Raw genomic sequence first — 26,197 nt, forward strand, 5'->3', positions numbered from 1 at the left:
CTCCTAAATTCAGTGAGCCAGATCAGACCTTTTCTAGCGTGCAAAGTAACGGATGCTCGTGCTCCTTAGCATACATGTTCACTTGCGCAGCTTTAGTTTCTGCGACCTCTGCCGTATAAATTCCGCAAACTGCCTTCCCTTTATAATGGACATCCAGCATTAGTTGCGTTGCTCGTTCAACATCATAAGAAAAGAACTTTCGCAATACGTCAACCACAAACTCCATGGGGGTATAGTCGTCATTATTAAGAATGACCTTATACATTGATGGCGGTTGTCGTTTTTGTTTTGCATCATCCGCAATAAATTCTTCAACTTTCAAATTGTTATAAAACTCAGTCATTATTATTCCACTGGGTATTCACTTTCCGCTGGATTTTAGTATGAACTCATTCATTCTGCTGCTTTCTATTTTATCACTTCATCGCCCACTCTGCTTACTCCTCTTTGATGAGCGAATCAGGAATTTCATCTAAAAATCTCAGACCGTTATCTATATCAAACTTTGATCATTTGGGATAGCTTGACGTGATTTATCAGCTTGACGACGTAATGAATTTCACTACAGTATGTTTTGCGAACACCGCCTTCTGTCCTGGGTGTCTGTTCATATTTCAACATTTTTAGTGACTCCTAAACCCGACATCGAGATACGAGGGATAGAGAAGTATGGAAACAGGTACTGTTAAATGGTTCAATAATGCAAAGGGCTTTGGATTTATTTGCCCGGCCAGCGGAGGCGAAGATATTTTCGCTCACTATTCAACCATTCAAATGGATGGTTATAGAACATTGAAAGCTGGGCAGACAGTGAATTTTAGCGTTAATCATGGCCCCAAGGGTAATCACGCCAGCTTGATTGTTCCTGTAGACAATGGTTCAAAACCCAAACAAGAACGCGACTCGACAAATGCGTAATGTTCACGCCACAGTAGGCTACACGCTTATTGTGGCGTGCTGTTTTATTCCCTAGCAAGTGCTTCAATGGGATTAAGATGCGCCGCATTTCGGGCAGGCAGGAAACCAAAAGTGAGGCCGATTACTGTTGAAAAACCAAACGCGACAATAAATGTAATCGGGTTATACACAAAATCCCACGTCGGTAACATCACTTGTACAATCAAAGAAAGACAATATGACAGGGTAATCCCCAATATTCCTCCGACAAAACAAACCAAAATGGCTTCCACAAGAAATTGCTGCATAATGTCACTGGTTCTGGCGCCAACAGCGATGCGAATGCCAATCTCCCGGGTACGCTCGCTAACAGATACCAACATGATGTTCATGACCCCAATCCCCCCGACAACTAAGGAAATCACCGCAATGAGCGTCAAAAATATTTGCAGCGTTTGCGTTGTTTTATCCATGGCTGTCAGGATCCTGTTCATGCTTTCAGCCTGAAAGTCTTTTTTACCATGACGGAATATCAACAACTGATTCAATTTTTTTTCTGCTTCATCAGAAGAATAGCCACTTTTTAATCTGATAACGATCAAATTCAAGTAACTTTGATTGACTAAACGGCTATTCATCGTACTGTAAGGCACCCAGATTTGTAATAAATTACCGGTATTATAAATATCTTGTTTTGGTGCAACGACACCAATGACGGTCAACGGGATATTTTCTAACAACACCTGTTTTCCTATCACCTCATTCTGATGAGGAAATAATTTCTGACGTGCCTTATCGTCAATGATAACCACCTGAGCCTGCTGATAAATCATTTCGGCAGTAAAATAGACGCCTTGAGACAGTTTCATGGCATATACCTGAAAAAAGCCACTTCCCACACCAGCTACCTGCGCTGTAGTATCTATCCTCCCTTGACGCAAGCGCCCATTGTAAATGAACTTAGGAGAAACAGACTGAACATAAGGCTGAGATTTGATGGCGGAAACATCACTCATTTTCAATGCCTGTAAACTCAAATCCTCATTACTGCCATACTCTTTTCCCGGATAAATCGATATAGAGTCGGTCGAAATGGATCTAATCTGAGATAACACCATTGACTTTGCCGCATCACCAATCACCAGAATCGTGACAACAGAAGCAATACCTATAATAATTCCTAGCATCGTCAACAGGGTACGTAATTTATTAACATTCATGGCGCGCCATGCCATCAAGACAGCCTCATTGAAACGGCCCCAGGTTTGTTGGATTGGTGAACTTTTTTTCGCATTAGCCATTTTTGCTTCTGGAGAAGAGGGATGAGGCAATGTCTGATGCTCAGAAGAACGAACATCACTGATAATTCGTCCGTCTTTAATTTCAATCACTCTTTGAGCCTGAGCAGCGATATTAGGATCATGGGTAACAATAATGACCGTATGCCCTTGTTGACAAAGTGCCTTTAAGATGTCAATCATCTCCTGGCCTGAAGCACTGTCCAATGCCCCCGTTGGTTCATCAGCAAGAATGATTTTGCCCCCATTCATCAGTGCTCTGGCAATACTGACTCGCTGTTGCTGACCACCTGAAAGCTGGTTTGACCGGTAATAAATACGGTTTTCCAATCCAAGACTCTTTAACAATTCAATCGCCCGCTCACGACGTTGTATTTTAGACATACCGGAATAAATTGCCGGTATCTCAACATTTTGTTCAGCTGTTAAATGAGTCAATAAATGATAACGCTGAAAAATGAATCCAAAATATTCCCTGCGTAATTCCGCCAACTGATTGTTATCTAAATCAGCAACGTTTCTCCCTGAAACCCAGTATTCGCCGTGACTGGATTGATCTAAACAACCCAATATATTCATCAACGTGGACTTCCCTGAACCAGACGCACCAACAATCGCGACTATTTCGCCAGCCTGGATGGATAACGAAATATCCTGCAACACATTGACCTGGCCCTCGCCAGACTGATAACTACGGCTAATACTTTTCAGTTCCAGTAACGCACTCATTATTCACTACCCTCTATGTGCCTATCACTGCTATCACTCCGATTCATGATCACGCGTTCGTGCTCTTTTAATCCGGAAAGCACCTGAACATTCACGTCATCAAAAGCCCCTATCGTAATTTTACGTTTCTCTGCTTTTCCATTGCGCAAAACACTCACTTCATACTGAGCAGAAGATGGCTGTTGGTTTGAAACAGAAGATAAATCCAGGACTGAAATCGGGATCATCAAGACATTATTCAGTAACTGTAATTGTATTTTGACTTGAGCGGTCATCTGTAAACGCAAGAGATGGCTGGGATTAGGGACGTCAAAACGGGCATAGTAGAAAACAGCATTATTCACAATTTGTGGTGTTGGTTGAATATCTTTCAGAACACTATGAAATTCCTTTTCCTGATTTCCCAAAATGGTAAACGACACTTTCTGTCCCGGCTTTAAACGGATCACATCCGCCTCCGACACCTCTGCATTAACCGTCATAGTATCGAGATTGGCAAGTGTCAGGATCGTGGGTGCTTGCTGGGCAGCAATCACAGTTTGTCCCTGAAATGTTTTAATATCGGTTACCGTCCCTTCTATAGGGGCAATGATTTTGGTATACCGCAAGTTAGTTTGCGCAGTATCAAGCTTGGCCTCATTTTGCTTAATTTGCGCTATTAAATCATCGATTCTGGCGGCCTTAGACTGCATATCCATTATGCTGTTGTCCAGATCCTGATGAGATATCAACTGCAATTTAAATAAATGCTTCAGACGATTGACTTTCAGCTGTGCAAACTTTAATTCTGCTTTTGCTCCACGGAGATTAGCCTTCAGTGATTTTGCCGTTTCTTGTATTTCTGTCACAGAATTTTGTGCTGTTTGCGGATCAAGCAGTGCCAGTAATTGCCCCTGCTTAACCTTATCGCCCAATTTCACATAAAGCTCTTTCAATTGACCACTAACCTGAGCGCCAACGTCAACCTTATTGATCGCATCCAATTTCCCTACCGCCAGAACATTCCGTTCAAAATTCCCGGTGATTACCGGGGTCGTCTGATAGGCAATAGGTTTCGGTACATAGACGAAATGGTATACAGCTACAGTGGCAATAAGGATAAGCCCAGCTCCAATCCAGCGACGTTTGGTAAAAAGAAGATTCATCACAAATACCCACCATAAAAACCGATTACTTATCTATATTACTGTAGGTAAGGTAAACGTAATCTAACAACGTGCTATTTCTAATAAAGAAATGATACACTTTCCTCTGCCGTGACTGTCTCCGGGCTGTTGGGTGACGCTTCCACTTCTCATTTTATTTACCCGTCTTTTTGTCTGGTTTTGGTTATGAAAACCAGACAAAAAGGTATTTTTTTATTAGATAAGGACATGGGTCATGTATTCAGGATTGTTGATTATTCTCCTGCCTTTAACGCTGGGCTATCTGATTCATTTAAATAATCAGTCGTTATTAAACTTCGTACATCAGCTTATTAGTGCAATGGTTTATCTGATACTGATTCTGATGGGCATGAGTCTCGCCATGCTAGAAAATCTGAGCAGCAACTTACTGTCTATCTTACTGTATGCGACAACATTTTTTCTGTGCATTTTTATTATTAACCTACTCGTCCTTTCCCTTTTAGATAAACGAAAACCGTGGATTATTAATAGTCATCAACAGGAAAAACCGCCTTCCCGGTTACATATGGCGTTAGATTCCGTCAAATTATGCGGTGCATTAATATTGGGATTCCTGATTGGGTTAACCGATTGGTCATGGCTGCGTTCTTCCAGCCATGCCAGTGAAATCGTCTTGGTTTTTCTACTCTTTCTGGTGGGAATCCAATTACGCAATAACGGTATGAGCTTAAAACAAACACTGTTTGATCGTCGTGGCACGATGATTGCGATCGTTGTTGCCATAAGCTCTTTGCTAGGCGGGGTGTTAGCCGCATTTTTGCTAGGGCTACCGACGAAAACTGGCCTTGCCATTGCCTCCGGATATGGCTGGTATTCGCTTTCCGGCATTTTAATTTCCGACGCTTATGGGCCAGTACTGGGTAGTGCCGCCTTTTTCAATGATCTGGCTCGTGAACTGGCATCAATCATGCTCATTCCCATGCTCATCAACCGCTATCGTTCAACTGCACTAGGTTTAACCGGTGCGGCTTCCATCGACTTTACCTTGCCGATTTTACAACGCTGTGGGGGAGTCAGTATCGTGCCAGCCGCTATCGTACATGGTTTCATTTTAAGCTTAATGACACCGTTGTTTATTGCATTGTTCACTCAATGAAGAACACCGTTTCCCTGATATTTTAATTGACTAAAAATTTTTTTTAAGAGAAAAATCAACCTGTTCAGGCCTCCAAAAAGGCAAAAAATAGGCTAACAAACACCCACAGGTTGATTAGTTAACTAACTAATTCGATTAAAATAACAATTTTTAGCGGATATTATTGCATAGTTATGCTCATGACATTAATATCCAATCAAACAATTAACTATTCAAATTTTTCGCATGAGCATTCAATTAAAAAACATAAATTGTTTCTATGGCTCGCATCAGGCTCTGTTCGATATCAATTTTGAATGTATATCGGGAGAAACTGTTGTGTTACTGGGACCCAGTGGGGCAGGAAAGAGTTCGTTGTTACGCGTCCTGAACCTACTGGAAATTCCTCACTCTGGACAACTCAATGTGACAACGCACCGATTTGATTTCAAACAACAGCCCAACCACAAGGATATTCTGGCATTACGACAAAAAGTGGGGATGGTCTTCCAGCAATACCATTTGTGGCCTCATTTGACCGTCATGGATAATTTGATTGAAGCACCTTGCCGGGTATTGAAGTACTCTAAACACCAAGCGCAGGAAAAAGCGGCAAAACTGCTTGCCCGGCTTCGTTTGGACGCATTTGCTAACCGGTTTCCCCTGCATCTGTCCGGTGGACAGCAACAGCGCGTTGCGATTGCCCGAGCATTAATGATGGAGCCTCAGGTTCTATTGTTTGATGAACCCACGGCGGCTCTCGACCCCGCAATAACCGCCCAAGTTATTGATATTATCAAAGAATTAGCAGAGACTGGCATCACACAGGTGATAGTGACTCATGAAGTCGAATTGGCTCGCAAAACAGCCAGTCAGGTTATCTACATGGAACAAGGACATATTATTGAAAAAGGTGACGCAACGCATTTTATGCACCCGAAAACAGAAGCCTTTGCTCATTACTTGTCACACTGAGTACCCTACTGAATCGGTAAGTCGGTAAATTTCAAGCAATAGTATCCCCCGTAAGGGGCAGCTTGAAAGAGGAAGTGTCTATCGATAATCGATGACTAAACAAACAGTAAAGCAGTTATCAACCATAAATTTTATAAACGATAGGATATTGCTATGAAAAAATTATTGTTTGCCGCTCTGCTAAGCGCAGTGACCTTATCAGCAACCGCCGCAGAAGAAGAAGCGACGCTCCGTTTTGCAACAGAAGCAACTTACCCACCATTTGAATATCTTGACGCAAACAATAAGATCCAAGGATTCGATATTGATTTAGCGGATGCCTTATGTGCAAAACTCAACACAAAATGTACCTTTACCAACCAGGCTTTTGATAGTCTGATCCCTAGCCTGAAATTCCGTCGTTTTGATGCTTTGATGGCCGGCATTGACATCACACCAGAACGCCAGAAACAAGTTGATTTCACACATATTTATTATGATAACTCGGCCACTTTTATTGCTGTCAAAGGGAAATTTGCCCAAGTTGCCGACCTCAAAGGCAAACAAGTCGGGATGCAAAATGGCACGACACACCAGAAATATTTGATGGAGCAACACAAAGAGATTAAGACTGTGCCTTATGACAGCTACCAAAATGCGATCCTTGACTTGAAAAATGGCCGCCTTGATGCTGTGTTTGGCGATACCGCCGTCGTCAATGAGTGGTTGAAAAAGAATAAAGAATTAAACGCGGTTGGCAATAAGGTCACAGACAAAAACTATTTTGGTATCGGTTTAGGCATTGCCGTTCGCAAAGGTAATACGGATTTACGGGATAAACTGAATAAAGCCCTGGCAGAAATTAAACAAGACGGTACTTACGATACTCTCTATAAAAAATGGTTTGAACAATAAACTCAATCATAATGAATGAATTCCAATCTTTAATCAGTGCCGCCGGAATCACCGTCGGCCTTGCTGTTTCTTCGCTGATTGTCGGTCTAGTCCTCGCCATGTTTTTTGCTGCGTGGGAATCCATGCGCTGGAAACCCCTCGCATTTTTAGGTTCCTGCTGGGTGACATTGATCCGAGGGTTACCTGAGATTTTAGTTGTGCTCTTTATCTATTTTGGTAGCTCACAACTGCTGATCACGCTGTCAGAAGGTTTTGAGATCAATCTCATTATCTGGCACGTTAAAATACAGATAGACATTGATAACTTTAATGTCAGCCCGTTTCTATGCGGTATTATTGCCCTGTCTCTGCTCTATTCCGCGTATGCATCACAAACACTACGAGGAGCCTTAAAAGCCATTCCTATAGGGCAATGGGAAGCGGGGCAAGCGCTGGGATTAAGTCAACGTCGCCTCTTTTTTCGCTTAATTCTGCCTCAGATGTGGCGTCATGCTTTGCCAGGGCTTGGTAATCAATGGTTAGTACTCTTAAAAGACACAGCGCTGGTTTCATTGATCAGTGTTAATGACTTGATGTTACAAACAAAAAGTATTGCGATCCGAACTCAGGAGCCGTTCACATGGTATATGATCGTGGCGGCCATTTATTTGATCATTACCCTGATCAGCCAATTTATTCTTAAACAACTTGAAACACGCTCCACCCATTTTGAACGGGGTGCTTCATGATATTTACATATATCAAGGAAATTTTACCGGGCTTGCAAACCAGTCTCAGTTTAACGTTCGCCGCGTTACTGGTTGCCCTCATTCTCGCCATTGCCCTGACCATGATCCTGACCATGAAATTGCCGGTGCTGTCGCAAGGGGTAAAAGGCTATATCACACTGTTTACCGGCACCCCGCTCCTGGTTCAGTTTTTTCTGATTTACTACGGGCCAGGGCAGTTTCCATCACTCAAAGAATATCCGTGGCTATGGCAACTGATGTCAGAAGCGTGGCTATGTGCAATGATCACTTTAGCGTTGAACAGCGCGGCCTACTCAACTCAGCTATTTTACGGGGCTGTCAGAGCGATTCCAGTGGGGCAATGGCAATCTTGTCAGGCGCTTGGGATGTCCAGAGCGCATTCCATGTGCATTCTGCTTCCTTACGCCTTCAAGCGCGCGCTTTCTTCCTATTCCAATGAAGTTATATTGATTTTTAAGAGCACTTCACTGGCCAGCACGATCACACTTTTGGATATTATGGGATATAGCCAGCTCCAATTCGGGCGTAGTTATGATGTCACCGTATTTGTCGCAGCAGGGGTAATTTATCTCTGTATAAATGGTCTTTTGACGCTACTGATGCGTATGATTGAACGGCGCGCGTTATCATTTGAACATCGTCATTAATGAGCCTGTACACTGAATTATCCCGTGATAACATCTCGTTATCACGGGGTAATCAAATCAGCCAGGTGATTAATTTACGTCAAGAACTAACAGGGCCAAGGTTTCATAATGTTCAGTATGGGGAAACATATCGAATAGCTGAATCTTCTCGATACGATATTGCTTAAGCATCGTAATATCTTTCGCCATCGTCTCGGCATGACAACTTGAATAGAGAATAAATTTGGGCGCCATCCGGCTAAGATATTCACAAAGCGCCTTGCCAATCCCTCGTCGGGGTGGGTTTACCAAAACTAATTCTGGCAGTTGTGATTTATCAAGGGCGAAATGTGTGGAATCCAGCGCCTGAAAATCCACGTGTTCCAATCCAAGACTTTTAGCCGAACTTTTCGCACAACTGATTGCTTCAGCGCTGATCTCAATCCCCGTCAGCCTGGTCTTTTTATCTGCGCAATGCAGACCAAAACCACCCGCACCGCAAAACAGATCCCACAAACTGTTAATGCCCAATTCCCTAACCCAACGCCCTGCTGTTGCATACAGTTCGGCGGCAATATCCGGGTTCGTCTGAAAAAAACTCCGTGGGCGAATATACAACGGAATACCGTTAAACCTTTCCGTCAACATTTTGCGCTCAGTCAAAATGATTTCCTTTTCGCCTTCCAAAATCGCCATATGGGTAGGTTGAATATTCGCGGAGATAACGGTCGCTTGCGGCAGTTGCGCTTTCAGCCAAGGCAAAGCCCGTACTAACTGAGCCAGCTTTGTTTCCGAACGCAAAACAAAGCGCAACATCATTTCACCATTAGCGCGGCTTTCTGTCAGAAGAATATATTTTAATTCTCCTTTCTTTCGTTCAACGTTGTATGGAACCAGACCAGCTCTAGCGATAAATGTTTTTATTACAGCAAATACCGGCTGAAAATATTTTGGATACAGCGGACAATCACAAAGATCCACCGTTCTGCCATCACGATGCAACATACCAAGCAACGGACGCTCGACACTGCCACTGACGACCATTTTGGCTTTGTTACGAAATTCGCTGGTTTTGCTGGTCACCGGTGTCAGCCAATGTACTACTGATGTTTCCTGTAACAGTTGTTTTAAATGTTGTTGTTTATCCGATAATTGCTGTGAATAGGGCTTATCGAGCCACTGGCAGGAGTGACAATGCCCCACGGTATACTGCACACACTGCATTGTAAGAAAACCGTATCAAAAAAATGTTAGTGCAACGTAAATGTTGACGTCTCCGTCGACGTCAAAGATTCGTCATCTTCCGCTTCAGCTTCTATCTCATTTTCCAACTCATGAGTCACATAGAGAAGATTATTGCTGTGGATCTCAAAAATCACATTAGCAATTTGTTCTTCACCTTGCTGTATAAAATTGGAGAATTGCTTGAAAGTCATTCCGGCAGCGATAGGGAATGTCTGACACACAATTAATTTAGGCAGGCTTTCATCCTGAACATCAAGAAAGGCCTTAACCGTAAGAGAACTGGCATTAATCTGACTTAAATTGGCAACCAGCGGCACTATCGCGGTAGGTCTGACTTCGGCCAGCGCAGAAAACAGCAATGCATCACCCAACAGATCAATTTTGGCATCAAATAAGCCATCAATATTCTGCATATGAGGCAGATGCAAGACTGAACCTGAATCATTCTCAAAATAAGAGATCTTGAGCTGTTCAAGCCATGTACGTAGAATTGACAAATCGGGAATAACCATAGAATCCATCGAATTAACCTCATATAACCAAGAAGTTACACATGCTACGTTAGGAAACTCCCCCGCAGGCAGCAAAATGAACAATAATTGATCTATTTTATTTTTTCATCATCAGTGACACTCTGATGATTTGTATCCGCTTTCTTATGATCAATTCCCAAAAAGGAAAGATTATAAACCGCGCGCCAGATAATATGGATAGTAGCGGGTATCAAACACCCCATACCCAACAAGATCATAGCAATGTGCACCTCTGTCGTCATTAATAAAGGTGATAAAATTATGCTATCAGTGATTGATAAGTAAGCCAGTGCTAATAAGCCAATGCCCAATACTTCCAATAAAATGACTAACTTAGGCATATCAGCTAATGAACGCATCGCTTTTGAAGGGTTAATATTCATGCTTTAACCTGTTCCAATCTGAAAAATAGATTTTTTATTACTCAGTAAACTTCTATTCATGATAGTAAAACTATCATACCTGAATCCCACTGATTGGCGGCACTAATTACAATAAAAGGGACTTCCCACTTTTTTTTGCGCATACTTACAGGCATAGTAACTACCGTTGCCAAGTTATGAAAATCGTCATGATTACCACTAAGGAGTTTATATGTACACTGTTATTTTCGGCCGCCCGGGTTGCCCATACTGCGTTCGCGCTACAGAATTAGCGGAGCGATTAAAAAAAGAACGTGACGACTTTGACTACCGCTATATTGATATCTGGGCTGAGAATATCACTAAAGAAGACTTATCAAAAACAGTCGGCAAACCGGTTGAAACGGTTCCTCAAATATTCATTGACGAAAAACATATTGGTGGCTGCACAGATTTTGAAGCGTACGCTAAAGAAAATCTGGCTCTCTACAGCTAATCAAGCCAGATAACGGGTTGACGAAAAAATTTTGTAATTTTTTTCTCAGGGGTGAGAACTTTCACACCACAATGTAGTCTTAATTATTGCCACTGCTTTTCTTTGATGTCCCCATGTTGAGGAGCCCGATAGTCATCCACTTTGGTTAAAGACTATCGGGTTTTTTGTTGCCCAATCCGTGAGCGACGATCACCGAAGGTTAGGGAAAATGTCAAAAGATAAACGTTACCGTTCTTTGCCATTACCTTCTCTTATTATCTATCATGTAAGATTAACAAACACTAAATTAATATGAAGATTTAACATCATTCCCTTTTTTTAGTGACTATATCTTGTAAAACTACTGTTTTTAACAACAAGTTGATAAAATAGAATCATCTTGTTTGCATCAATATCTCGTTTGTGAGGCTTACTTTGCTAGAACAACTTAACCACAATTTGTTTACTTTTATTAATGCGACACCCGATTCACCACCTGCAACGATCTCGCTTGCCATCTTTATTGCGAAATATTGCGTCTTTATTTACCCGGCTGTCTTAGCCATTTGCTGGCTTTGGGGAGATGACAAAGTCATCGCATCTCAACGCGTCGTTGTCAGTAAATCCACCATTGCTTTTGCCTTGGGTATGTTAGCATCCTATATCATCGGTGTGGTTGTTCAACATGACAGGCCATTCGTTGAAGGCTTTGGCTATCATTTTCTCTACCACGCTCCGACAGGGTCTTTTCCCAGTAACCACGGCACAACCGTCTTCACTTTCGCCCTGGCATTTCTATTTTGGCATCGAATCTGGTCAGGTTTATGTTTAATGCTCATGGCCTTTGCCATCGCTTGGTCTCGTGTCTATGTGGGCGTTCACTGGCCAATCGATATGGTTGGCGCGTTTTTAGTCAGCTTGTTAGGGTGTACATTGTCCCAAGTATTTTGGAACCAGTATGGCGAACGTTTACAAGACAAAATCACTTTGCTCTATCACTTCTGCTGTGGATTTTTGATCAAAAAGGGTTGGGTGAGAAATTAATACAACGTCAATCGATGTCCAAATAGCACACAGAAACAAGCCTCTCAATTAGCAGGATAACGATACCCCAGTCACATCATTCTGTGACTGGGGTATCGTTATATTTAACAATATATAGCCATTGAAATGATTACGATTTCTTTATAAAGATAGAATAAACGAACACACTTTACCCATAAAATCTATTTATATTTAAAATGCTTATTAATACATCATCAATGAAAACCAAATTTCTGCTCAAAAGGGTGAATGTTACATAAAGCAAAGAGGCATCCTTATTTTATTTTTATTTATCAAAATGTTAAATGAAAAATACTTGCCAACAAAGACGTATTAAAGATGAAGTTATTGACATTTATGGTTCCACTTTACTCCAGACCAACATTAAACAAAAAGGATCATTAATATATGAATATATTTAAGCAGTAGGCCAAATGGATATTAGCATTTAAAATAAAAATAATGAGAGATCCTTTAACAGAGATTAAATCTTGCTTTATTTAATATTTAATCAACATTTAGAAAAGTATTTATAACAATATCCCTTTTCTATATAAATCTTGCAATTGCGAGAGTGATCACGGTACATTTCACTGAAAATAACTATATTCCCCCCACCAAAAGTCCGGAGTTAAGTTTTTGAATTCAGGAATCGAAAAATAGAGCAAATAAGTTGAAAATTTTCTGTTTTAAATGAACAAATTTCAATCATATTACGCATGTGGCAATGAAAGACGTTTAAATAAACACCGACGCAATATTTGACAACTTATACATAAAAAAATCCAACTCGCGCATCTAATTAATGTGCGGGTTTAGCAGTTTTTAATTTTTTACTTTACCGCGTTATTTCGGAGATATTTATGGACACATCTCAAGCAGGTTCAATCGTATCCTCTGCTGCAAGCAAAAGCGATTACACAACCTGGCGTAAATCAGACACTGTATGGATGTTAGGATTATATGGCACAGCAATTGGTGCCGGCGTTTTATTTCTTCCTATCAATGCAGGTATCGGTGGTTTGATTCCACTGATTATCATGGCAGTGCTTGCCCTGCCCATGACATTTTTTGCTCACCGTGGCATGTGCCGTTTTGTTCTGTCAGGCAGAAGCAGCGGTGAAGATATTACTGGTGTGGTAGAAGAGCACTTTGGTAAAGTTGCCGGATTTCTCATCACCATTCTCTATTTCTTTGCTATTTATCCTATCCTGCTCGTCTACAGCGTTGCTCTGACTAATACAGTCGAAAGCTTTATTGTACACCAACTGCAAATGAATGCTCCGCCACGTGCATTGCTGGCGTTGGCATTACTTCTCGGTGTAATGAGTATTATTCGTTTCGGTGAGAAAGCTATCGTTAAGGCGATGAGCGTATTAGTATTCCCATTTGTCACCGTGTTAATGCTATTGGCTCTGTATTTAATCCCTCACTGGAATACGACTATCTTTGATACTTTGTCACTGAATAATTCCCTGTCTTCGACAAGCAATTCCGGTCTGTTATTTACTCTGTGGCTGGCCATTCCTGTTATGGTTTTCTCGTTTAACCACTCGCCCATCATTTCAGCCTTCGCCATTGCAAAACGTGAAGAATATGGCGAAAATGCGGAGAAAAAATGTTCACGCATTCTGGCTTATGCCCATATCATGATGGTGCTGACAGTCATGTTCTTTGTGTTTAGTTGCGTACTGAGTCTATCACCTGAAAACCTGGCAGAAGCAAAAGCACAGAACATTACTATCTTGTCCTATCTGGCTAACCATTTCCGTATACCAACTATTGAGTATATTGCGCCACTCATTGCTTTTATCGCGATCACTAAGTCTTTCCTTGGCCACTACCTGGGCGCCCGTGAAGGCTTCAATGGTATTGTCAACAAAGCTATGATGAACACACGCGGTAAGACTATTCAGCAAAAAACGCTGAATCGTATCACCAGCTTATTTATGCTAATCAGTGCCTGGATCGTTGCGACACTCAACCCAAGTATCCTGAATATCATTGAATCTTTGGGTGGACCCATTATTGCGATGATTCTGTTTATCATGCCAATGTACGCAATCTACAAAGTGCCAGCGATGCGTAAATATGCAGGTAAACCAAGCAATATCTTTGTTATCGTAACAGGTTCAATCGCGATTTCCGCAGCGATTTACTCTGTCATGTAATCAAAATCTGGGCACCGACTTTTTCAGCAAAAGTCCCTAAAAAAATGCCAGTCAACTTTTTGCTGACTGGCATTTTCCATTACTATCGCGATATGAATTTTTTTGATTTTAACTAAAAATCGCGTTAAACCAGCCCGTCACAGTTTTTATCACAAAATCCCATATACGCCCAAAGAAACCACTTTCTTCCACGGCTTCTTTAACGACTAATGGTCGCTGGTCAATCACTTTATCATTCAAGACAAAATTCACCGTACCAACAACCTGGTTCTGCACGAGTGGGGCTTCGAGTGGGGTTTTATCCAGCATAAAACTCACTTTCACATTTCCTATCTGTCCACGGGGAACGACGGCAGAAGCCTCTTTTTCCACCCCCAATGCAACTTCCGGGCGGGTTCCATACCATACTTTTTCCGTCACCAGGGTATCACTGGCCTTCAACGGTATTGTCGATTCATAAAAACGAAACCCCCATGCCAATAGTTTTTCGCTGTCAGAAAAACGGACGCGATCACTGGATGCTCCCAATACCACTGAGATCAAGCGCATTGGTCCTTCAGTCGCCGATGCAACAAGATTATAACCTGCACCACTTGTATGCCCGGTTTTGACACCATCCACATTCATATTTTTATGCCATAACAAGCGATTGCGGTTAGGTTGGCGGATATTATTAAAAGTGAATTCTTTCTCTTTATTCAGCGCATATTCTTCTGGTACATCACGGATCATCGCCTGACTTAAACTGGCCATGTCACGCGCCGTGCTATACTGCCCTGCGGCATCCAGACCGTGTACTGTCTTAAAGTGAGTATTGGTCAGTTTTAGTGTCGCTGAATATTTATTCATCAAATCGACAAAAGCATCCTGACTACCTGCGACATAATCCGCAAGTGCAATACTGGCATCATTACCGGATTGAATGACAATACCACGGTTTAAATCAATCACCTTCACCCTGTCACCCGGTTTCAAAAACATCAGGGATGACCCTTTAAGCACGGGGTTTCCGGTGGCCCAAGCATCCTGACCAATGGTAACCCAATCTTCTGAAGAAATTTTCCCTGATTTGATCGCCTGCCCAATGACATAACTGGTCATCATCTTCGTTAAACTGGCTGGATCTAACCGCTCATCTGCGTTATTTGATGCCAGGATTTTTCCACTGGCGTAATCCATCAATACGTAGGCTTTTGCATCAATTTCAGGTGTCGCCGGCTGTTCCATCGCGTAAGCGTTGACACTCACCAGCCAAACAACACTTAAGCTAAAAGTAAAAGATTTAATGATTGGTATCTGCTGCCTTTTTTTCATCATCGCTAGCCCTTTTTCTCTACTGCTCAACCTCGTGTCGCATCGACAGAGTAGATATAAAAACATAAAAACGCTATTAATATAGGATGTTATGCGATAAGACTCCAACCTAATAACATAAAGGTTTTTCGGTTATCCCATTGGCATTCTGCCGGGATCAGGGAACTGATACTCAAACCCTAACACCCGACAAATACGACTCCCATCGACCATTTTGCTTGCAATTTCTGTACTATTTCCAATGATACTATTTCCAATGATTGTACTGTCTGACTGCAAAAATTCTGGCGGAGTCAGATTAAGCTGACGGCTGGCTAACGGATAAAATACCGCTTTTTTCGGGTGTATTGGTGCACACAAATTAAAGAGATGCCCGCCTTTCGGCTGTTGAATAAGAAGCTTAATGGCAGAAATCACATCATCTTGATGAACTAAATTGACAGCATCCTCACCTCCCTTAAGAGCCTTTTTCCCGGCAAGAAAACGTCCTGCATGGCGTCCATTACCCACCAGTCCCGCCAAACGTAAGATATCCACCGAAGTATTGGGGAGTTGATGCAGCCAGTTTTCCAACACAACTAACGCCTTTGCGGATTCGGTTTCAGGGCACAGAGGTTCATCTTCATTGAGATACCCCACAGACGAACCATACACAGAAGTTGAACTCATAAAGATAATTCTTGGCACTGAATAGGAAAGGGCTGTATCAACAACTAATTGCACCGCTTTTACATAGGCTTCCCCACCCCCTGCTACGCCTCGAACGGGCAAGGTTAAAATCAGGACATCAACAGACATCAGTTGATCAAGCGTATCTGCATCACAAATAATTTGAGGAGCCAGGTTCAATAAATAACAATCGATGCCACACATACATGCCGCTTCAACACCATCTGGTGTTGTTTTACTACCGACTACCTGTATGCCTCCACGTTGTAATGCTTGTGCTAATGGCATACCTAACCAGCCCAACCCAATAATGGAAACTTTTTTCACCATGATCCCCCCCACAAGCAATGCATTTTAATTCTTAGGCCATTAAGTCACCTTAGCTAACATTACGCATATATCTACTGAATAGCAATAAAGCATATATTGTTTTAAAACAATCAGTTAAATCAAAATAAACCTATTTTTAAAAAAAGAATTTGCTTTTCACATATAAAATCGTATAGGTTAAACAACAAACAATTCATTCTTAATCACAACGATAATTGTACATCGACATGATTCAATAGGGTGTTATTTTGTCTATAAAAATAGCACTGAATGTTACATCGAACGCACCATCAAAAAGACAGAGAGCTTAATCAATGATTCGTATTCAATTTAACCATCATCATCACCATCATCCTGATTAGTCTTTCAGGCTGCTGTGTGCTGGAAGACATCTAACCCGTCTTCCGGTGGCATGAATGCGATAAAAAACCCTCGGAAGATTTTCCGGGGGTTTTTTTATTGCTGAATTCGACAAATTAATGACTGACTGAAAACGAAGATGGGGGTAAAACATCACATGTTAGATAAAACACGCTTACGTATAGCCATTCAAAAATCAGGCCGCCTGAGTGATGATTCCAGAACATTACTGGCACGCTGTGGTATCAAAATTAATTTGCAGCAACAACGCCTGATTGCATTCGCTGAGAATATGCCTATTGATATTCTACGTGTCCGTGACGACGATATCCCGGGTCTTGTGATGGATGGTGTTGTTGATTTAGGCATTATCGGGGAAAACGTCCTTGAAGAAGAACGACTGACTCGTCAGGGGCAAGGAGAAGATCCTCGCTATTTAACATTACGCCGCCTCGATTTTGGCGAGTGCCGTCTTTCGCTGGCAACTCCGCTTGATGTCGATTATACCAGTGTAGTATGTCTGCAAGATTCCCGCATTGCGACCTCTTACCCACATTTATTAAAACGTTATTTAGATCAAAAGGGCATCCGCTTCAAACCCTGCCTTCTTAATGGTTCCGTTGAAGTTGCGCCCCGTGCAGGGCTTGCTGATGCGATCTGTGATTTAGTGTCAACCGGCGCTACATTGGAAGCGAATGGCTTGCGAGAAGTGGAAGTCATTTATCGCTCCAAAGCTTGTATGATCCAACGTGGTGGAGATATGCCGGACACCAAACAACAGCTTATCGACAAATTAATGCTCCGCATTCAGGGGGTCATTCAGGCGCGAGAATCCAAATACATCATGCTACATGCCACCCATGACAAACTGGAAGAGATTATCGCTCTACTTCCAGGGGCAGAACGTCCCACTATTTTGCCGCTGGCAGGCGCACAAAATCGCGTCGCTGTACATATGGTCAGCAGCGAAACACTGTTTTGGGAAACGATGGAAAAACTTAAGGCACTCGGTGCCAGTTCCATCCTGGTGCTGCCCATTGAAAAAATGATGGAGTAATCTTGATGAAGAATCCTTTTAACACCATCATTCGCTGGCAAGAATGCACGCCAGAACAACAAAAAAGATTGCTGACACGCCCGGCAATGACTGCATCCGATACGATTTCCAGTACGGTTAAACAGATTCTGGAAACAGTCAAAACACACGGTGATCAAGCATTACAAGCATTCAGCCAACGCTTTGACAAAACGACGATTGAAGCCATTCAAATTTCCACTAGGGAAATAAACACAGCGGCCGCCCGCCTGATACCTGAAATCAAGCAGGCTATGCAACAGGCCATGAAGAATATTCACCTGTTTCATGAGGCACAAAAACCAGCAAAGGTTGATATTGAAACACTCCCGGGCGTTCGCTGCCAGCAAATTACGCGCCCAATCGATTCTGTTGGGCTTTATATTCCCGGCGGCTCTGCGCCCCTGCCTTCCACTGTATTAATGCTTGGTACACCGGCCAACATTGCAGGTTGCCGTAAAGTCATTCTGTGTTCCCCTCCTCCTATCACAGATGAAATACTTTATGCGGCACAGCTATGCGGGATCAGCGAGATATTCCAAATTGGTGGCGCACAAGCAATTGCAGCGATGGCATTCGGCACTGAATCCGTACCCAAAGTAGACAAAATTTTTGGCCCCGGTAACGCCTGGGTTACCGAAGCCAAACGCCAGGTAAGCCAACTGAGCGAGGGTGCTGCAATCGATATGCCCGCCGGCCCGTCTGAAGTACTGGTTATCGCTGACAGTGAGGCTAACCCCCTATTCATCGCCGCCGATTTACTTTCACAAGCGGAACATGGCCCCGATTCCCAAGTGATATTGGTCACCCCTGACGAAAATCTGGCTGTACACGTTATCCGTGAGATTGAAGCCCAACTTGCAGTTTTGCCACGCCAGCAGATTGCAGCACAGGCTCTGCAAGCCAGCCGAATCATTATTACCGAAGATCTTCCCCAATGTGTGGCGATCAGCAATCAATATGGTCCAGAGCATTTGATCATTCAGACTCGTCAGCCTGAGCAACTGGTTGAGCAAATTACCAGTGCTGGTTCCATTTTTCTCGGAGACTGGTCACCCGAATCTGCGGGCGATTACGCCTCTGGTACTAATCACGTTCTGCCGACTTATGGCTATACTTCAACTTATTCCAGCCTCGGCCTGGCTGATTTCCTGAAAAGAATGACCGTTCAGCGGCTCACCCCTCAAGGATTAAGAAACCTCGCCCCCACTATCGAAACACTGGCACAGGCAGAACAGCTTATCGCGCACAAAAATGCCGTGACGCTACGTATGGCGGCTTTGAATAACGCAGACTTAGCACTACAAAAGGAATCATCATGAGTACAGTTTTTGATATCACTTCATTGGCAAGAGAAAACGTTCGCAAGTTAGTTCCTTATATGTCTGCCCGTCGTCTGGGGGGTCATGGTAATATCTGGTTAAATGCAAATGAATATCCCATTGCACCTCATTTCCAACTCACTGAAAATACGCTTAATCGCTATCCTGAATGCCAACCTGTAACCGTCATTCAACGTTACGCCGATTACGCCGGTTTGCAACCTGAGCAAGTGCTTGTCAGCCGTGGCGCAGATGAATCTATCGAGTTGCTCATCCGGGTTTTTTGCGAGCCAGGGCGCGATGCTGTCCTGTTTTGCCCCCCCACTTATGGCATGTACAGCGTTAGCGCCGAAACCTTTGGCATAGCGCAGAAAAAGATCCCTGTCTGTGCTGACTGGCAACCCGATATTGCCGCGATCAAAAATAACCTGGATTGCGTCAAGCTGATCTATATCTGTAGCCCCAACAATCCTACCGGTAACCCCATTGACCCTGCTGCATTGCGCCAGATCCTGGAATTAGCTCGCAACCGTGCCATTGTTGCTATTGACGAAGCCTATATCGAATTTTACCCGCAGCACGTTACCCACCATGCTACCACGCGTTGGCTGAAAGATTATCCCCACTTAGTCATTTTGCGAACCCTCTCGAAAGCTTTTGCTTTGGCTGGATTGCGTTGTGGATTTACGCTGGCTTCTGCCGATATTATCGCGCTAATGCTAAAAGTGATTGCACCTTATCCACTTGCTACGCCTATCGCCGATATTGCTGCACAAGCACTCACTGAAACAGGGATTCAAATCATGAGAAATCGAGTGGAAGAGATCAGCTGCAATCGAGCTTATCTCCAGCAAGCGCTCAGTCAATTAGCGTTAGTTGAAAAAGTGTTTCCAAGCGAAACCAACTATATTCTAGTGAAATTCATCAATGCAGAATTCGTATTCAAGACACTGTGGAAGCAAGGGATTATTTTACGCGATCAAAGCCAACAACCGGGATTAGAAAACTGCCTGCGCATTACCGTCGGCAGCCGGAATGAATGTGAACAGTTAGTCAGTGCTATTGACGCCCTTTCCAATCAAACTCAACCTATCAAGGAAACGGAGAACCCATGAGTCAGAAAATACTTTTTATTGACCGCGATGGCACCTTAATCACCGAGCCAGCGGGTGATTATCAAGTTGATCGCCTTGATAAATTGGCTTTTGAGATTGGCGTGATCCCCGCTTTACTCTCCCTGCAAAAAGCGGGTTATCAATTCGTCATGGTCACCAATCAGGATGGATTAGGAACATCCCATTTCCCACACGCAGATTTTGATCCCCCCCATGCGCTGATGATGCAAATTTTTACCTCACAAGGCATTCATTTTGAAGAAATACTGATCTGCCCACACAAACCAGAAGATCACTGCCATTGCCGTAAACCTAAACTCGGATTAGTACAAAAATATCTGGCCGAAAATATCATCGATACTGAAAACAGTTATGTCATCGGTGATCGGGAAACTGATCTGCAATTGGCGCAAAATATGGGACTCAAAGGGATTCGTTATCACGCAGAACTATCAGGATGGTCAACTATCTGTGCCCAGTTGCTCCGCACTGATCGCCATGCCCACGTTGAAAGAAGAACCAAAGAAACCACTATTGATATTGAAATCTGGCTGGATCGAGAAGGAGAAAGCCGCATCAATACCGGTGTCGGTTTTTTTGATCATATGCTGGATCAAATCGCGACCCACGGCGGCTTTCGCATGAAGATACACGTCAAGGGTGATCTCTATATTGACGATCATCATACCGTTGAAGATACCGGTCTTGCCCTGGGAGAAGCATTAAAGCAAGCGCTGGGGGATAAACGGGGTATTGCCAGATTCGGCTTCATACTACCGATGGATGAGTGTCTTGCGCGCTGCGCCCTGGATATTTCCGGCCGTCCGCATCTTGAATATAAAGCCGAATTTAAACATCAGCGGGTGGGTGATTTAAGTACCGAGATGATTGAACACTTCTTCCGTTCCCTCTCTTACACCATGGGATGCACCTTACACCTGAAAACCAAAGGCAAAAACGATCACCATCGGGCAGAAAGCCTGTTTAAAGTTTTTGGTCGGACATTACGACAAGCTATTCGCATAGAAGGCGATACCTTGCCGAGTTCCAAAGGTGTTTTGTAAGCAATGCGATAAAGGAAGTTATGATGAATGTTGTTATTCTGGATACCGGCTGCGCTAATCTTACCTCTGTTACCTATGCTATCCGTCGGTTAGGCTACAAGCCTATTGTGAGCTTAGAGACAGAGATTATACGGACAGCCAATAAACTCTTTTTACCGGGTGTCGGTACTGCCAGTGCGGCAATGAAACAACTTGAACAACGACAATTAATTCCCCTGATTCATTCACTTACCCAACCCGTATTGGGTATTTGCCTTGGTATGCAATTGCTTGCCAATGTCAGTGCAGAGGGAAATAACGTTCCTCTCTTGAAACTCATTGACGCTGCTGTCGAAAAAATGACGCCTGAAGGACTGCCATTACCACACATGGGTTGGAATCAAGTGAAAGCACACGCAGATAATCCGCTATTTCGTGACATTGCCGATAACACCCGTTTCTATTTTGTTCATAGTTATGCACTGCCCGTTGGTGAATATACAATCGCCCAAACTGAATATGGCAATACTTTCAGCAGTGCCATTGCAAAAAATAATTTTTTTGGGGTGCAATTTCATCCTGAACGTTCAGGTGCCGCCGGCGCACAATTACTCAAAAACTTTTTGGAGATGTAATCACATGATTATACCTGCATTAGATTTAATCGATGGCAATGTGGTACGTCTGCATCAGGGACAGTATGATCAACGTCGGGATTATGGCCATTTTCCCCTTTCCCGCTTACAACAATATGAACAGGCCGGTGCCCGCTTACTGCATTTAGTCGATCTCACTGGTGCCAAAGATCCCACTCAACGTCAAATTGCACTTTTAAAAATGTTATTGGCCGGCGTTACCGTTCCTGTTCAGGTTGGTGGCGGCATTCGCACCGAGACGGATGTAAAAACCTTATTTGAAGCTGGCGCAAGCCGAGTTGTCGTCGGTTCCACGGCCGTAACTCAACCTGAATTAGTCAGGCAATGGTTCCAGCAATACGGGGCAAATGCCATAGTTCTGGCTCTGGATATCCGTATCAATACAAGTGGCGTTAAGCAAGTCGCTATGAGTGGTTGGCAGGAAAACAGCCATGCAACCCTTGAAGATGTGATTGACCACTATCTCCCGGTTGGGCTGAAACATGTTCTATGTACCGATATTTCTCGTGATGGCACATTAGGCGGATCGAATATTGCACTGTATCAGGAAATCTGCCAACGATATCAGAAAATCCAGTTTCAAGCCTCTGGTGGTATTGGCCGTCTCGCCGACATTTCTCTTTTGCCGGCATCCGGTGTCGCGGGGGTGATTGTCGGGCGTGCATTACTGGAAGAAAAATTCACCTTAACGGAGGCGATTCAATGTTGGCAAAACGCATAATCCCCTGCCTGGATGTCCGGGATGGACAAGTCGTCAAAGGCGTACAGTTTCGTCACCATGAAATTATTGGTGATATTGTTCCCCTCGCGCAACGCTATGCCCAAGAAGGTGCGGATGAGCTGGTATTTTATGATATTACAGCCTCCTCAGATGACCGTGTCGTCGATAAAAGTTGGGTAGCCAAAGTTGCTGAAGTTATCGATATCCCTTTCTGCGTGGCCGGGGGCATTAAAACTGTCGAAGCAGCAGGGCAAATCTTGGCTTTTGGCGCAGATAAGATCTCCATTAATTCCCCGGCATTAGCTGATCCGGATTTAATTAATCGTCTGGCTGATCGTTACGGTGTCCAATGTGTCGTTGTCGGTATTGATACCTGGTTTGATGAGAAAACCGAAAGTTATCACGTTTACCAGTTTACCGGCGATGAAAATCGCACTACCGCAACCCGCTGGCAAACACTAGAGTGGGTGACAGAAGTGCAACAACGTGGGGCTGGTGAAATTGTTCTGAATATGATGAATCAGGATGGTGTCCGTCAGGGTTATGATCTGACTCAGCTAAAATTAGTGCGCGATCGCTGTTCAGTCCCGTTGATCGCTTCCGGTGGCGCCGGATCAGCAGAACATTTTCTGGCGGCTTTTCAACTTGCCAATGTGGATGGTGCTCTAGCGGCTTCCGTTTTCCACAAACAGATCATTAATATCACTGAACTCAAACAATATCTTGCTACACAAGGTGTCGAGGTTAGAACATGTTGACAGCACAACGATTAACCCCTCAAGACATTGAAAAACTCGATTGGGAAAAAGTGGACAATCTGATGCCCGTCATTGTCCAACATGCCATCTCAGGCACAGTGTTAATGATGGGCTATATGAATCAAGAAGCACTGAATATCACACTCATTTCTGGCAAGGTAACCTTTTTTTCTCGAACTAAGCAGCGATTGTGGACAAAAGGCGAAAGCTCCGGTCATTTCCTGAATCTGACAGAAATCTATCCTGACTGCGATAACGATACTTTGCTGGCTTTAGTGAACCCTGTTGGTCCAACCTGCCATAAGGGTACGGAAAGCTGCTTTGCATCTGCACAAACCGAATGGGGGTTTCTCTACGAATTGGAACAATTACTGGCCAGCCGGAAAAATGCTTCACCAGACAGCTCCTATACTGCCCGTTTATATGCCAGCGGCACAAAGCGCATCGCCCAAAAAGTCGGTGAAGAAGGGGTAGAAACCGCATTAGCAGCGACAGTCAATGATAAAGAAGAGTTGACCAATGAAGCCGCAGATTTAATCTATCACCTGTTGGTCTTACTCCAAGATCAAGATCTCGATCTCCGTCATATCATCCGCCAATTGCAGGCGCGGCACTCAACCAAGAGTTAGTTTTCATGGCGGGGTAGAATCATTAAAAAATAATAGCCACTTCGTTAATCAAAATTTAAACGAAGTGGCTTCTTTGCCTCATCTCACCATAAGAATGGCAAAATTGCAGGGATCACTTGACTGTCCGCTACATTGCCGCACTAAAGATCGCAACAATTTCTTCATGTGAAGCCTGAATCGGATTAGTAAATCCACAGGCATCTTTCAATGCATTCGTTGACAGGATTGGCAAATCTTCCTTTTTGACATTCAATTCAGACAAACCTGACGGAATATTCACCGCTTTTGCCAATTGGCTGATTGCCTGAATGCAGGCTTCTGCCCCTTCCTCGTCATTCAGTGCCTGAACGTCAACCCCCATAGCCGCAGCAATCTCTTTCAGGCGCACAGCGGACACTTTTGCATTGAATTTCTGTACATGAGGCAATAAAACGGCATTACAAACCCCATGCGGCAAATCATAAAATCCCCCTAACTGGTGTGCCATCGCGTGAACATATCCCAAAGACGCATTATTGAATGCCATACCTGCCAGGAATTGAGCATAAGCCATATTCTCACGAGCTTCTATATCATTGCCATTTTCAACGGCACGGCGCAAATAGCGACTAATCATGGTCACCGCTTTCAACGCGCAAGCATCAGTGATAGGGTTAGCCGCTGTAGAGACATAAGCTTCAATGGCATGAGTCAATGCATCCATTCCCGTGGCGGCAGTCAATCCTTTTGGCATTCCGGCCATCAGCGTCGAATCATTGACCGACAAAATAGGGGTCACATTTTTATCCACAATGGCCATTTTGATATGACGCTCAACATCCGTAATAATACAGAAGCGTGTCATTTCAGAAGCCGTTCCTGCGGTAGTATTAATAGCAATTAAAGGAAGTTGTGGTTTAGTGGAACAATCAACCCCTTCATAATCACGAATATCCCCGTCATTCGTTGCCACCAGCGCAATCCCTTTTGCACAATCATGTGGTGAACCCCCACCTAAAGAGATAACACAATCACAGTCATGCTGACGCAGAACGTCTAAACCTTCCTTAACATTAATTGTCGTTGGATTTGGATTCGTTCCATCATAAATCGCACTTTTTATGCCAACATCCGCTAACAAGGCTTGAACCTTTCCAACAACACCAATCTCCTTGAGTACGCGGTCAGTGACAATCAAAGCCTGCCTGTAGCCATAATTTTTTATTAATGTCACGGCTTCAGCCAGGCTCCCCATGCCGATTTTATTCACCGGCGGAATAAAGAACGTTGATGCTGCCATTTGAAACTCCTTAGATTTTTCTGAAGTATTTCAAATCTTGATATAAGTAAATTGAATTACAATATGACACCTATCTTTCTCAGTAATTTTGATCGAGATCAAAATTACCTATGTAAAATGAAAAACCAGGTATCAGTTTTACTTTAAATTTATGCAGGAGAATATTTTGCTAAAAGACACTATTTTCGAACGCCTCACGGCGTTATTAGATGCTAACAATGCCCGCTATCGAGTGATGGAACATGCAACTGGCGGTCGCTCAGAAGAAGTGGCAAAAATACGCGGAACCCTTCTAGGACAAGGTGCGAAAGGCTTAGTTTGTCATGTGAAAAGGAACGGATACCGACAGTATATCCTTGCTGTCTTACCTGCTGATCAACAAGCTGATCTTGCAACGCTGGCTAAACACGTGGGAGGAAGTCGGGCATCTTTGGCAAGCCCAAAAGAAGTTTCTGAATTGACCCATTGTGTTTTTGGTGCCATTCCTCCATTTAGTTTTCACCCAGACCTCAAGCTCATTGCCGATCCGCTATTGTTCGAACGTTATGATGAACTGGCATTTAATGCTGGCAGCCTGGAGCGTTCGATTATTTTGAATACAGAAGATTACCGCCACATCGCTAAACCCGATTTAGTAACGTTTCGGAAAACAGATAATTGAATAAA

28 protein-coding genes and 1 other annotated feature are annotated in these 26,197 nt (G+C 43.3%); of the genes, 19 read left to right on the top strand and 9 right to left on the bottom strand.

What is annotated here, in order from left to right:
* Window positions 1-22: 22 nt before the first annotated feature.
* Window positions 23-343, bottom strand: coding sequence for an ATP-dependent Clp protease adapter ClpS (gene clpS, locus XPG1_RS09975; protein WP_045958942.1), 321 nt, complete (start codon window positions 341-343; stop codon window positions 23-25).
* Between the two features lie 326 nt (window positions 344-669).
* Here clpS and cspD point away from each other — a divergent pair, with 326 nt between their 5' ends.
* Window positions 670-918, top strand: coding sequence for a cold shock-like protein CspD (cspD, locus tag XPG1_RS09980; RefSeq protein WP_045958943.1), 249 nt, complete (start codon window positions 670-672; stop codon window positions 916-918).
* A 44-nt stretch (window positions 919-962) separates the two neighbouring features.
* Here the strand turns inward: cspD and macB are convergent, their stop codons facing one another.
* Together macB and macA are read right to left on the bottom strand one after the other, a co-directional pair.
* On the bottom strand, window positions 963-2,924 hold the full coding sequence (gene macB, locus XPG1_RS09985; RefSeq protein ID WP_045958944.1) for a macrolide ABC transporter ATP-binding protein/permease MacB: 1,962 nt from the start codon (window positions 2,922-2,924) through the stop codon (window positions 963-965).
* Window positions 2,924-4,069 carry a macrolide transporter subunit MacA gene (macA, locus tag XPG1_RS09990; protein WP_045958945.1) on the bottom strand — a complete coding sequence of 382 codons (1,146 nt, stop codon included), beginning with the start codon at window positions 4,067-4,069 and terminating at the stop codon, window positions 2,924-2,926. The genes macB and macA overlap by 1 nt, the downstream gene beginning before the upstream one ends.
* A gap of 235 nt (window positions 4,070-4,304) precedes the next feature.
* On the opposite strand from macA, the gene XPG1_RS09995 reads away from it, so the two are divergent.
* From XPG1_RS09995 to artM, 5 genes are all read left to right on the top strand, one after another.
* Entirely contained in the window at window positions 4,305-5,207 is a 903-nt protein-coding gene (locus XPG1_RS09995; protein WP_045958946.1) for a LysO family transporter, read from the top strand.
* Between the two features lie 225 nt (window positions 5,208-5,432).
* Window positions 5,433-6,161, top strand: a complete 729-nt coding sequence (gene artP / locus XPG1_RS10000; protein ID WP_045958947.1) for an arginine ABC transporter ATP-binding protein ArtP — start codon at window positions 5,433-5,435, stop codon at window positions 6,159-6,161.
* Window positions 6,162-6,314: 153 nt separating this feature from the next.
* Window positions 6,315-7,055, top strand: a complete 741-nt coding sequence (artJ, locus tag XPG1_RS10005) for an arginine ABC transporter substrate-binding protein (protein WP_045958948.1) — start codon at window positions 6,315-6,317, stop codon at window positions 7,053-7,055.
* Window positions 7,056-7,066: 11 nt separating this feature from the next.
* The gene (artQ, locus tag XPG1_RS10010; protein ID WP_045958949.1) at window positions 7,067-7,783 is read left to right on the top strand and encodes an arginine ABC transporter permease ArtQ; all 717 of its coding nucleotides are present in this window, start codon (window positions 7,067-7,069) and stop codon (window positions 7,781-7,783) included.
* Window positions 7,780-8,451: an arginine ABC transporter permease ArtM gene (artM, locus tag XPG1_RS10015; RefSeq protein WP_045958950.1), complete on the top strand. Its 672-nt coding sequence runs from the start codon at window positions 7,780-7,782 to the stop codon at window positions 8,449-8,451. Before artQ ends, artM begins: the two co-directional genes overlap by 4 nt.
* A 69-nt stretch (window positions 8,452-8,520) precedes the next feature.
* Here artM and rlmC read toward each other — a convergent pair whose 3' ends face one another.
* The 3 genes from rlmC to XPG1_RS10030 form a co-directional block, all read right to left on the bottom strand.
* Window positions 8,521-9,654: a 23S rRNA (uracil(747)-C(5))-methyltransferase RlmC gene (gene rlmC, locus XPG1_RS10020; protein ID WP_045958951.1), complete on the bottom strand. Its 1,134-nt coding sequence runs from the start codon at window positions 9,652-9,654 to the stop codon at window positions 8,521-8,523.
* A gap of 26 nt (window positions 9,655-9,680) precedes the next feature.
* On the bottom strand, window positions 9,681-10,196 hold the full coding sequence (locus XPG1_RS10025; RefSeq protein WP_045958952.1) for a type III secretion system chaperone family protein: 516 nt from the start codon (window positions 10,194-10,196) through the stop codon (window positions 9,681-9,683).
* Between the two features lie 83 nt (window positions 10,197-10,279).
* Window positions 10,280-10,591, bottom strand: a complete 312-nt coding sequence (locus XPG1_RS10030) for a YbjC family protein (protein ID WP_045958953.1) — start codon at window positions 10,589-10,591, stop codon at window positions 10,280-10,282.
* A 211-nt stretch (window positions 10,592-10,802) separates the two neighbouring features.
* Here XPG1_RS10030 and XPG1_RS10035 point away from each other — a divergent pair, with 211 nt between their 5' ends.
* The 3 genes from XPG1_RS10035 (at window position 10,803) to XPG1_RS10045 (ending at window position 14,260) form a co-directional block, all read left to right on the top strand.
* Complete coding sequence (locus XPG1_RS10035) at window positions 10,803-11,066, top strand: GrxA family glutaredoxin (RefSeq protein ID WP_045958954.1); 264 nt, start codon at window positions 10,803-10,805, stop codon at window positions 11,064-11,066.
* Window positions 11,067-11,480: 414 nt separating this feature from the next.
* On the top strand, window positions 11,481-12,089 hold the full coding sequence (gene ybjG, locus XPG1_RS10040) for an undecaprenyl-diphosphate phosphatase (protein ID WP_045958955.1): 609 nt from the start codon (window positions 11,481-11,483) through the stop codon (window positions 12,087-12,089).
* 863 nt (window positions 12,090-12,952) lie between these two features.
* Window positions 12,953-14,260: a serine/threonine transporter gene (locus tag XPG1_RS10045; protein ID WP_045958956.1), complete on the top strand. Its 1,308-nt coding sequence runs from the start codon at window positions 12,953-12,955 to the stop codon at window positions 14,258-14,260.
* Between the two features lie 108 nt (window positions 14,261-14,368).
* On the opposite strand, the gene XPG1_RS10050 is transcribed toward XPG1_RS10045, so the two are convergent.
* Both XPG1_RS10050 and XPG1_RS10055 read right to left on the bottom strand, forming a co-directional pair.
* On the bottom strand, window positions 14,369-15,574 hold the full coding sequence (locus XPG1_RS10050) for a serine hydrolase (RefSeq protein WP_436286829.1): 1,206 nt from the start codon (window positions 15,572-15,574) through the stop codon (window positions 14,369-14,371).
* Between the two features lie 132 nt (window positions 15,575-15,706).
* Window positions 15,707-16,570 (bottom strand): NAD-dependent epimerase/dehydratase family protein, encoded by an 864-nt coding sequence (locus XPG1_RS10055; protein ID WP_045960662.1) that lies wholly within the window; start codon window positions 16,568-16,570, stop codon window positions 15,707-15,709.
* A gap of 317 nt (window positions 16,571-16,887) precedes the next feature.
* Here XPG1_RS10055 and hisL point away from each other — a divergent pair, with 317 nt between their 5' ends.
* The 9 genes from hisL (at window position 16,888) to hisIE (ending at window position 24,252) form a co-directional block, all read left to right on the top strand.
* Window positions 16,888-16,935, top strand: coding sequence for a his operon leader peptide (hisL, locus tag XPG1_RS18460; protein ID WP_152552705.1), 48 nt, complete (start codon window positions 16,888-16,890; stop codon window positions 16,933-16,935).
* Window positions 16,911-17,033: a sequence feature (His leader region), on the top strand. Its footprint overlaps the gene before it by 25 nt.
* A gap of 57 nt (window positions 17,034-17,090) precedes the next feature.
* Window positions 17,091-17,990, top strand: a complete 900-nt coding sequence (hisG, locus tag XPG1_RS10060; RefSeq protein ID WP_045958958.1) for an ATP phosphoribosyltransferase — start codon at window positions 17,091-17,093, stop codon at window positions 17,988-17,990.
* A gap of 5 nt (window positions 17,991-17,995) precedes the next feature.
* Window positions 17,996-19,330, top strand: a complete 1,335-nt coding sequence (gene hisD / locus XPG1_RS10065; protein WP_045958959.1) for a histidinol dehydrogenase — start codon at window positions 17,996-17,998, stop codon at window positions 19,328-19,330.
* A complete protein-coding gene (gene hisC, locus XPG1_RS10070; protein ID WP_045958960.1) occupies window positions 19,327-20,445 on the top strand; it encodes a histidinol-phosphate transaminase in 1,119 nt (372 codons plus the stop codon). The genes hisD and hisC overlap by 4 nt, the downstream gene beginning before the upstream one ends.
* Complete coding sequence (gene hisB, locus XPG1_RS10075; RefSeq protein WP_045958961.1) at window positions 20,442-21,509, top strand: bifunctional histidinol-phosphatase/imidazoleglycerol-phosphate dehydratase HisB; 1,068 nt, start codon at window positions 20,442-20,444, stop codon at window positions 21,507-21,509. The genes hisC and hisB overlap by 4 nt, the downstream gene beginning before the upstream one ends.
* 23 nt (window positions 21,510-21,532) lie before the next feature.
* Window positions 21,533-22,123 (top strand): imidazole glycerol phosphate synthase subunit HisH, encoded by a 591-nt coding sequence (gene hisH / locus XPG1_RS10080; protein WP_045958962.1) that lies wholly within the window; start codon window positions 21,533-21,535, stop codon window positions 22,121-22,123.
* A gap of 4 nt (window positions 22,124-22,127) precedes the next feature.
* Entirely contained in the window at window positions 22,128-22,865 is a 738-nt protein-coding gene (gene hisA, locus XPG1_RS10085) for a 1-(5-phosphoribosyl)-5-[(5-phosphoribosylamino)methylideneamino]imidazole-4-carboxamide isomerase (protein ID WP_045958963.1), read from the top strand.
* The gene (gene hisF / locus XPG1_RS10090; protein WP_045958964.1) at window positions 22,847-23,623 is read left to right on the top strand and encodes an imidazole glycerol phosphate synthase subunit HisF; all 777 of its coding nucleotides are present in this window, start codon (window positions 22,847-22,849) and stop codon (window positions 23,621-23,623) included. The genes hisA and hisF overlap by 19 nt, the downstream gene beginning before the upstream one ends.
* Window positions 23,617-24,252, top strand: a complete 636-nt coding sequence (gene hisIE / locus XPG1_RS10095) for a bifunctional phosphoribosyl-AMP cyclohydrolase/phosphoribosyl-ATP diphosphatase HisIE (protein WP_045958965.1) — start codon at window positions 23,617-23,619, stop codon at window positions 24,250-24,252. The genes hisF and hisIE overlap by 7 nt, the downstream gene beginning before the upstream one ends.
* Before the next feature lie 127 nt (window positions 24,253-24,379).
* Here the strand turns inward: hisIE and yiaY are convergent, their stop codons facing one another.
* Complete coding sequence (yiaY, locus tag XPG1_RS10100; protein WP_045958966.1) at window positions 24,380-25,531, bottom strand: L-threonine dehydrogenase; 1,152 nt, start codon at window positions 25,529-25,531, stop codon at window positions 24,380-24,382.
* 151 nt (window positions 25,532-25,682) lie between these two features.
* Between yiaY and XPG1_RS10105 the strand changes: the two genes are divergently transcribed.
* Window positions 25,683-26,192, top strand: a complete 510-nt coding sequence (locus XPG1_RS10105) for a YbaK/prolyl-tRNA synthetase associated domain-containing protein (protein ID WP_045958967.1) — start codon at window positions 25,683-25,685, stop codon at window positions 26,190-26,192.
* The last annotated feature ends 5 nt before the right edge of the window (window positions 26,193-26,197 follow it).

This window comes from Xenorhabdus poinarii G6 (assembly GCF_000968175.1).
GTDB classification, from domain to species: Bacteria; Pseudomonadota; Gammaproteobacteria; order Enterobacterales; family Enterobacteriaceae; genus Xenorhabdus; species Xenorhabdus poinarii.

Bases quoted from the DNA above. Each gene is read 5' to 3' on its own strand.
- hisA (WP_045958963.1), top strand. From the start codon at position 22,128: ATGATTATACCTGCATTAGATTTAATCGATGGCAATGTGGTACGTCTG.
- XPG1_RS09995 (WP_045958946.1), top strand. From the start codon at position 4,305: ATGTATTCAGGATTGTTGATTATTCTCCTGCCTTTAACGCTGGGCTAT.
- hisF (WP_045958964.1), top strand. From the start codon at position 22,847: ATGTTGGCAAAACGCATAATCCCCTGCCTGGATGTCCGGGATGGACAA.
- hisG (WP_045958958.1), top strand. From the start codon at position 17,091: ATGTTAGATAAAACACGCTTACGTATAGCCATTCAAAAATCAGGCCGC.
- artQ (WP_045958949.1), top strand. From the start codon at position 7,067: ATGAATGAATTCCAATCTTTAATCAGTGCCGCCGGAATCACCGTCGGC.
- hisD (WP_045958959.1), top strand. From the start codon at position 17,996: ATGAAGAATCCTTTTAACACCATCATTCGCTGGCAAGAATGCACGCCA.
- XPG1_RS10025 (WP_045958952.1), bottom strand. From the start codon at position 10,196: ATGGATTCTATGGTTATTCCCGATTTGTCAATTCTACGTACATGGCTT.
- clpS (WP_045958942.1), bottom strand. From the start codon at position 343: ATGACTGAGTTTTATAACAATTTGAAAGTTGAAGAATTTATTGCGGAT.
- yiaY (WP_045958966.1), bottom strand. From the start codon at position 25,531: ATGGCAGCATCAACGTTCTTTATTCCGCCGGTGAATAAAATCGGCATG.
- XPG1_RS10035 (WP_045958954.1), top strand. From the start codon at position 10,803: ATGTACACTGTTATTTTCGGCCGCCCGGGTTGCCCATACTGCGTTCGC.
- hisH (WP_045958962.1), top strand. From the start codon at position 21,533: ATGAATGTTGTTATTCTGGATACCGGCTGCGCTAATCTTACCTCTGTT.
- macB (WP_045958944.1), bottom strand. From the start codon at position 2,924: ATGAGTGCGTTACTGGAACTGAAAAGTATTAGCCGTAGTTATCAGTCT.
- rlmC (WP_045958951.1), bottom strand. From the start codon at position 9,654: ATGCAGTGTGTGCAGTATACCGTGGGGCATTGTCACTCCTGCCAGTGG.
- artJ (WP_045958948.1), top strand. From the start codon at position 6,315: ATGAAAAAATTATTGTTTGCCGCTCTGCTAAGCGCAGTGACCTTATCA.
- artP (WP_045958947.1), top strand. From the start codon at position 5,433: ATGAGCATTCAATTAAAAAACATAAATTGTTTCTATGGCTCGCATCAG.
- hisC (WP_045958960.1), top strand. From the start codon at position 19,327: ATGAGTACAGTTTTTGATATCACTTCATTGGCAAGAGAAAACGTTCGC.
- XPG1_RS10045 (WP_045958956.1), top strand. From the start codon at position 12,953: ATGGACACATCTCAAGCAGGTTCAATCGTATCCTCTGCTGCAAGCAAA.
- artM (WP_045958950.1), top strand. From the start codon at position 7,780: ATGATATTTACATATATCAAGGAAATTTTACCGGGCTTGCAAACCAGT.
- macA (WP_045958945.1), bottom strand. From the start codon at position 4,069: ATGAATCTTCTTTTTACCAAACGTCGCTGGATTGGAGCTGGGCTTATC.
- XPG1_RS10030 (WP_045958953.1), bottom strand. From the start codon at position 10,591: ATGAATATTAACCCTTCAAAAGCGATGCGTTCATTAGCTGATATGCCT.
- hisB (WP_045958961.1), top strand. From the start codon at position 20,442: ATGAGTCAGAAAATACTTTTTATTGACCGCGATGGCACCTTAATCACC.
- hisIE (WP_045958965.1), top strand. From the start codon at position 23,617: ATGTTGACAGCACAACGATTAACCCCTCAAGACATTGAAAAACTCGAT.
- XPG1_RS10105 (WP_045958967.1), top strand. From the start codon at position 25,683: ATGCAGGAGAATATTTTGCTAAAAGACACTATTTTCGAACGCCTCACG.
- XPG1_RS10050 (WP_436286829.1), bottom strand. From the start codon at position 15,574: ATGAAAAAAAGGCAGCAGATACCAATCATTAAATCTTTTACTTTTAGC.
- cspD (WP_045958943.1), top strand. From the start codon at position 670: ATGGAAACAGGTACTGTTAAATGGTTCAATAATGCAAAGGGCTTTGGA.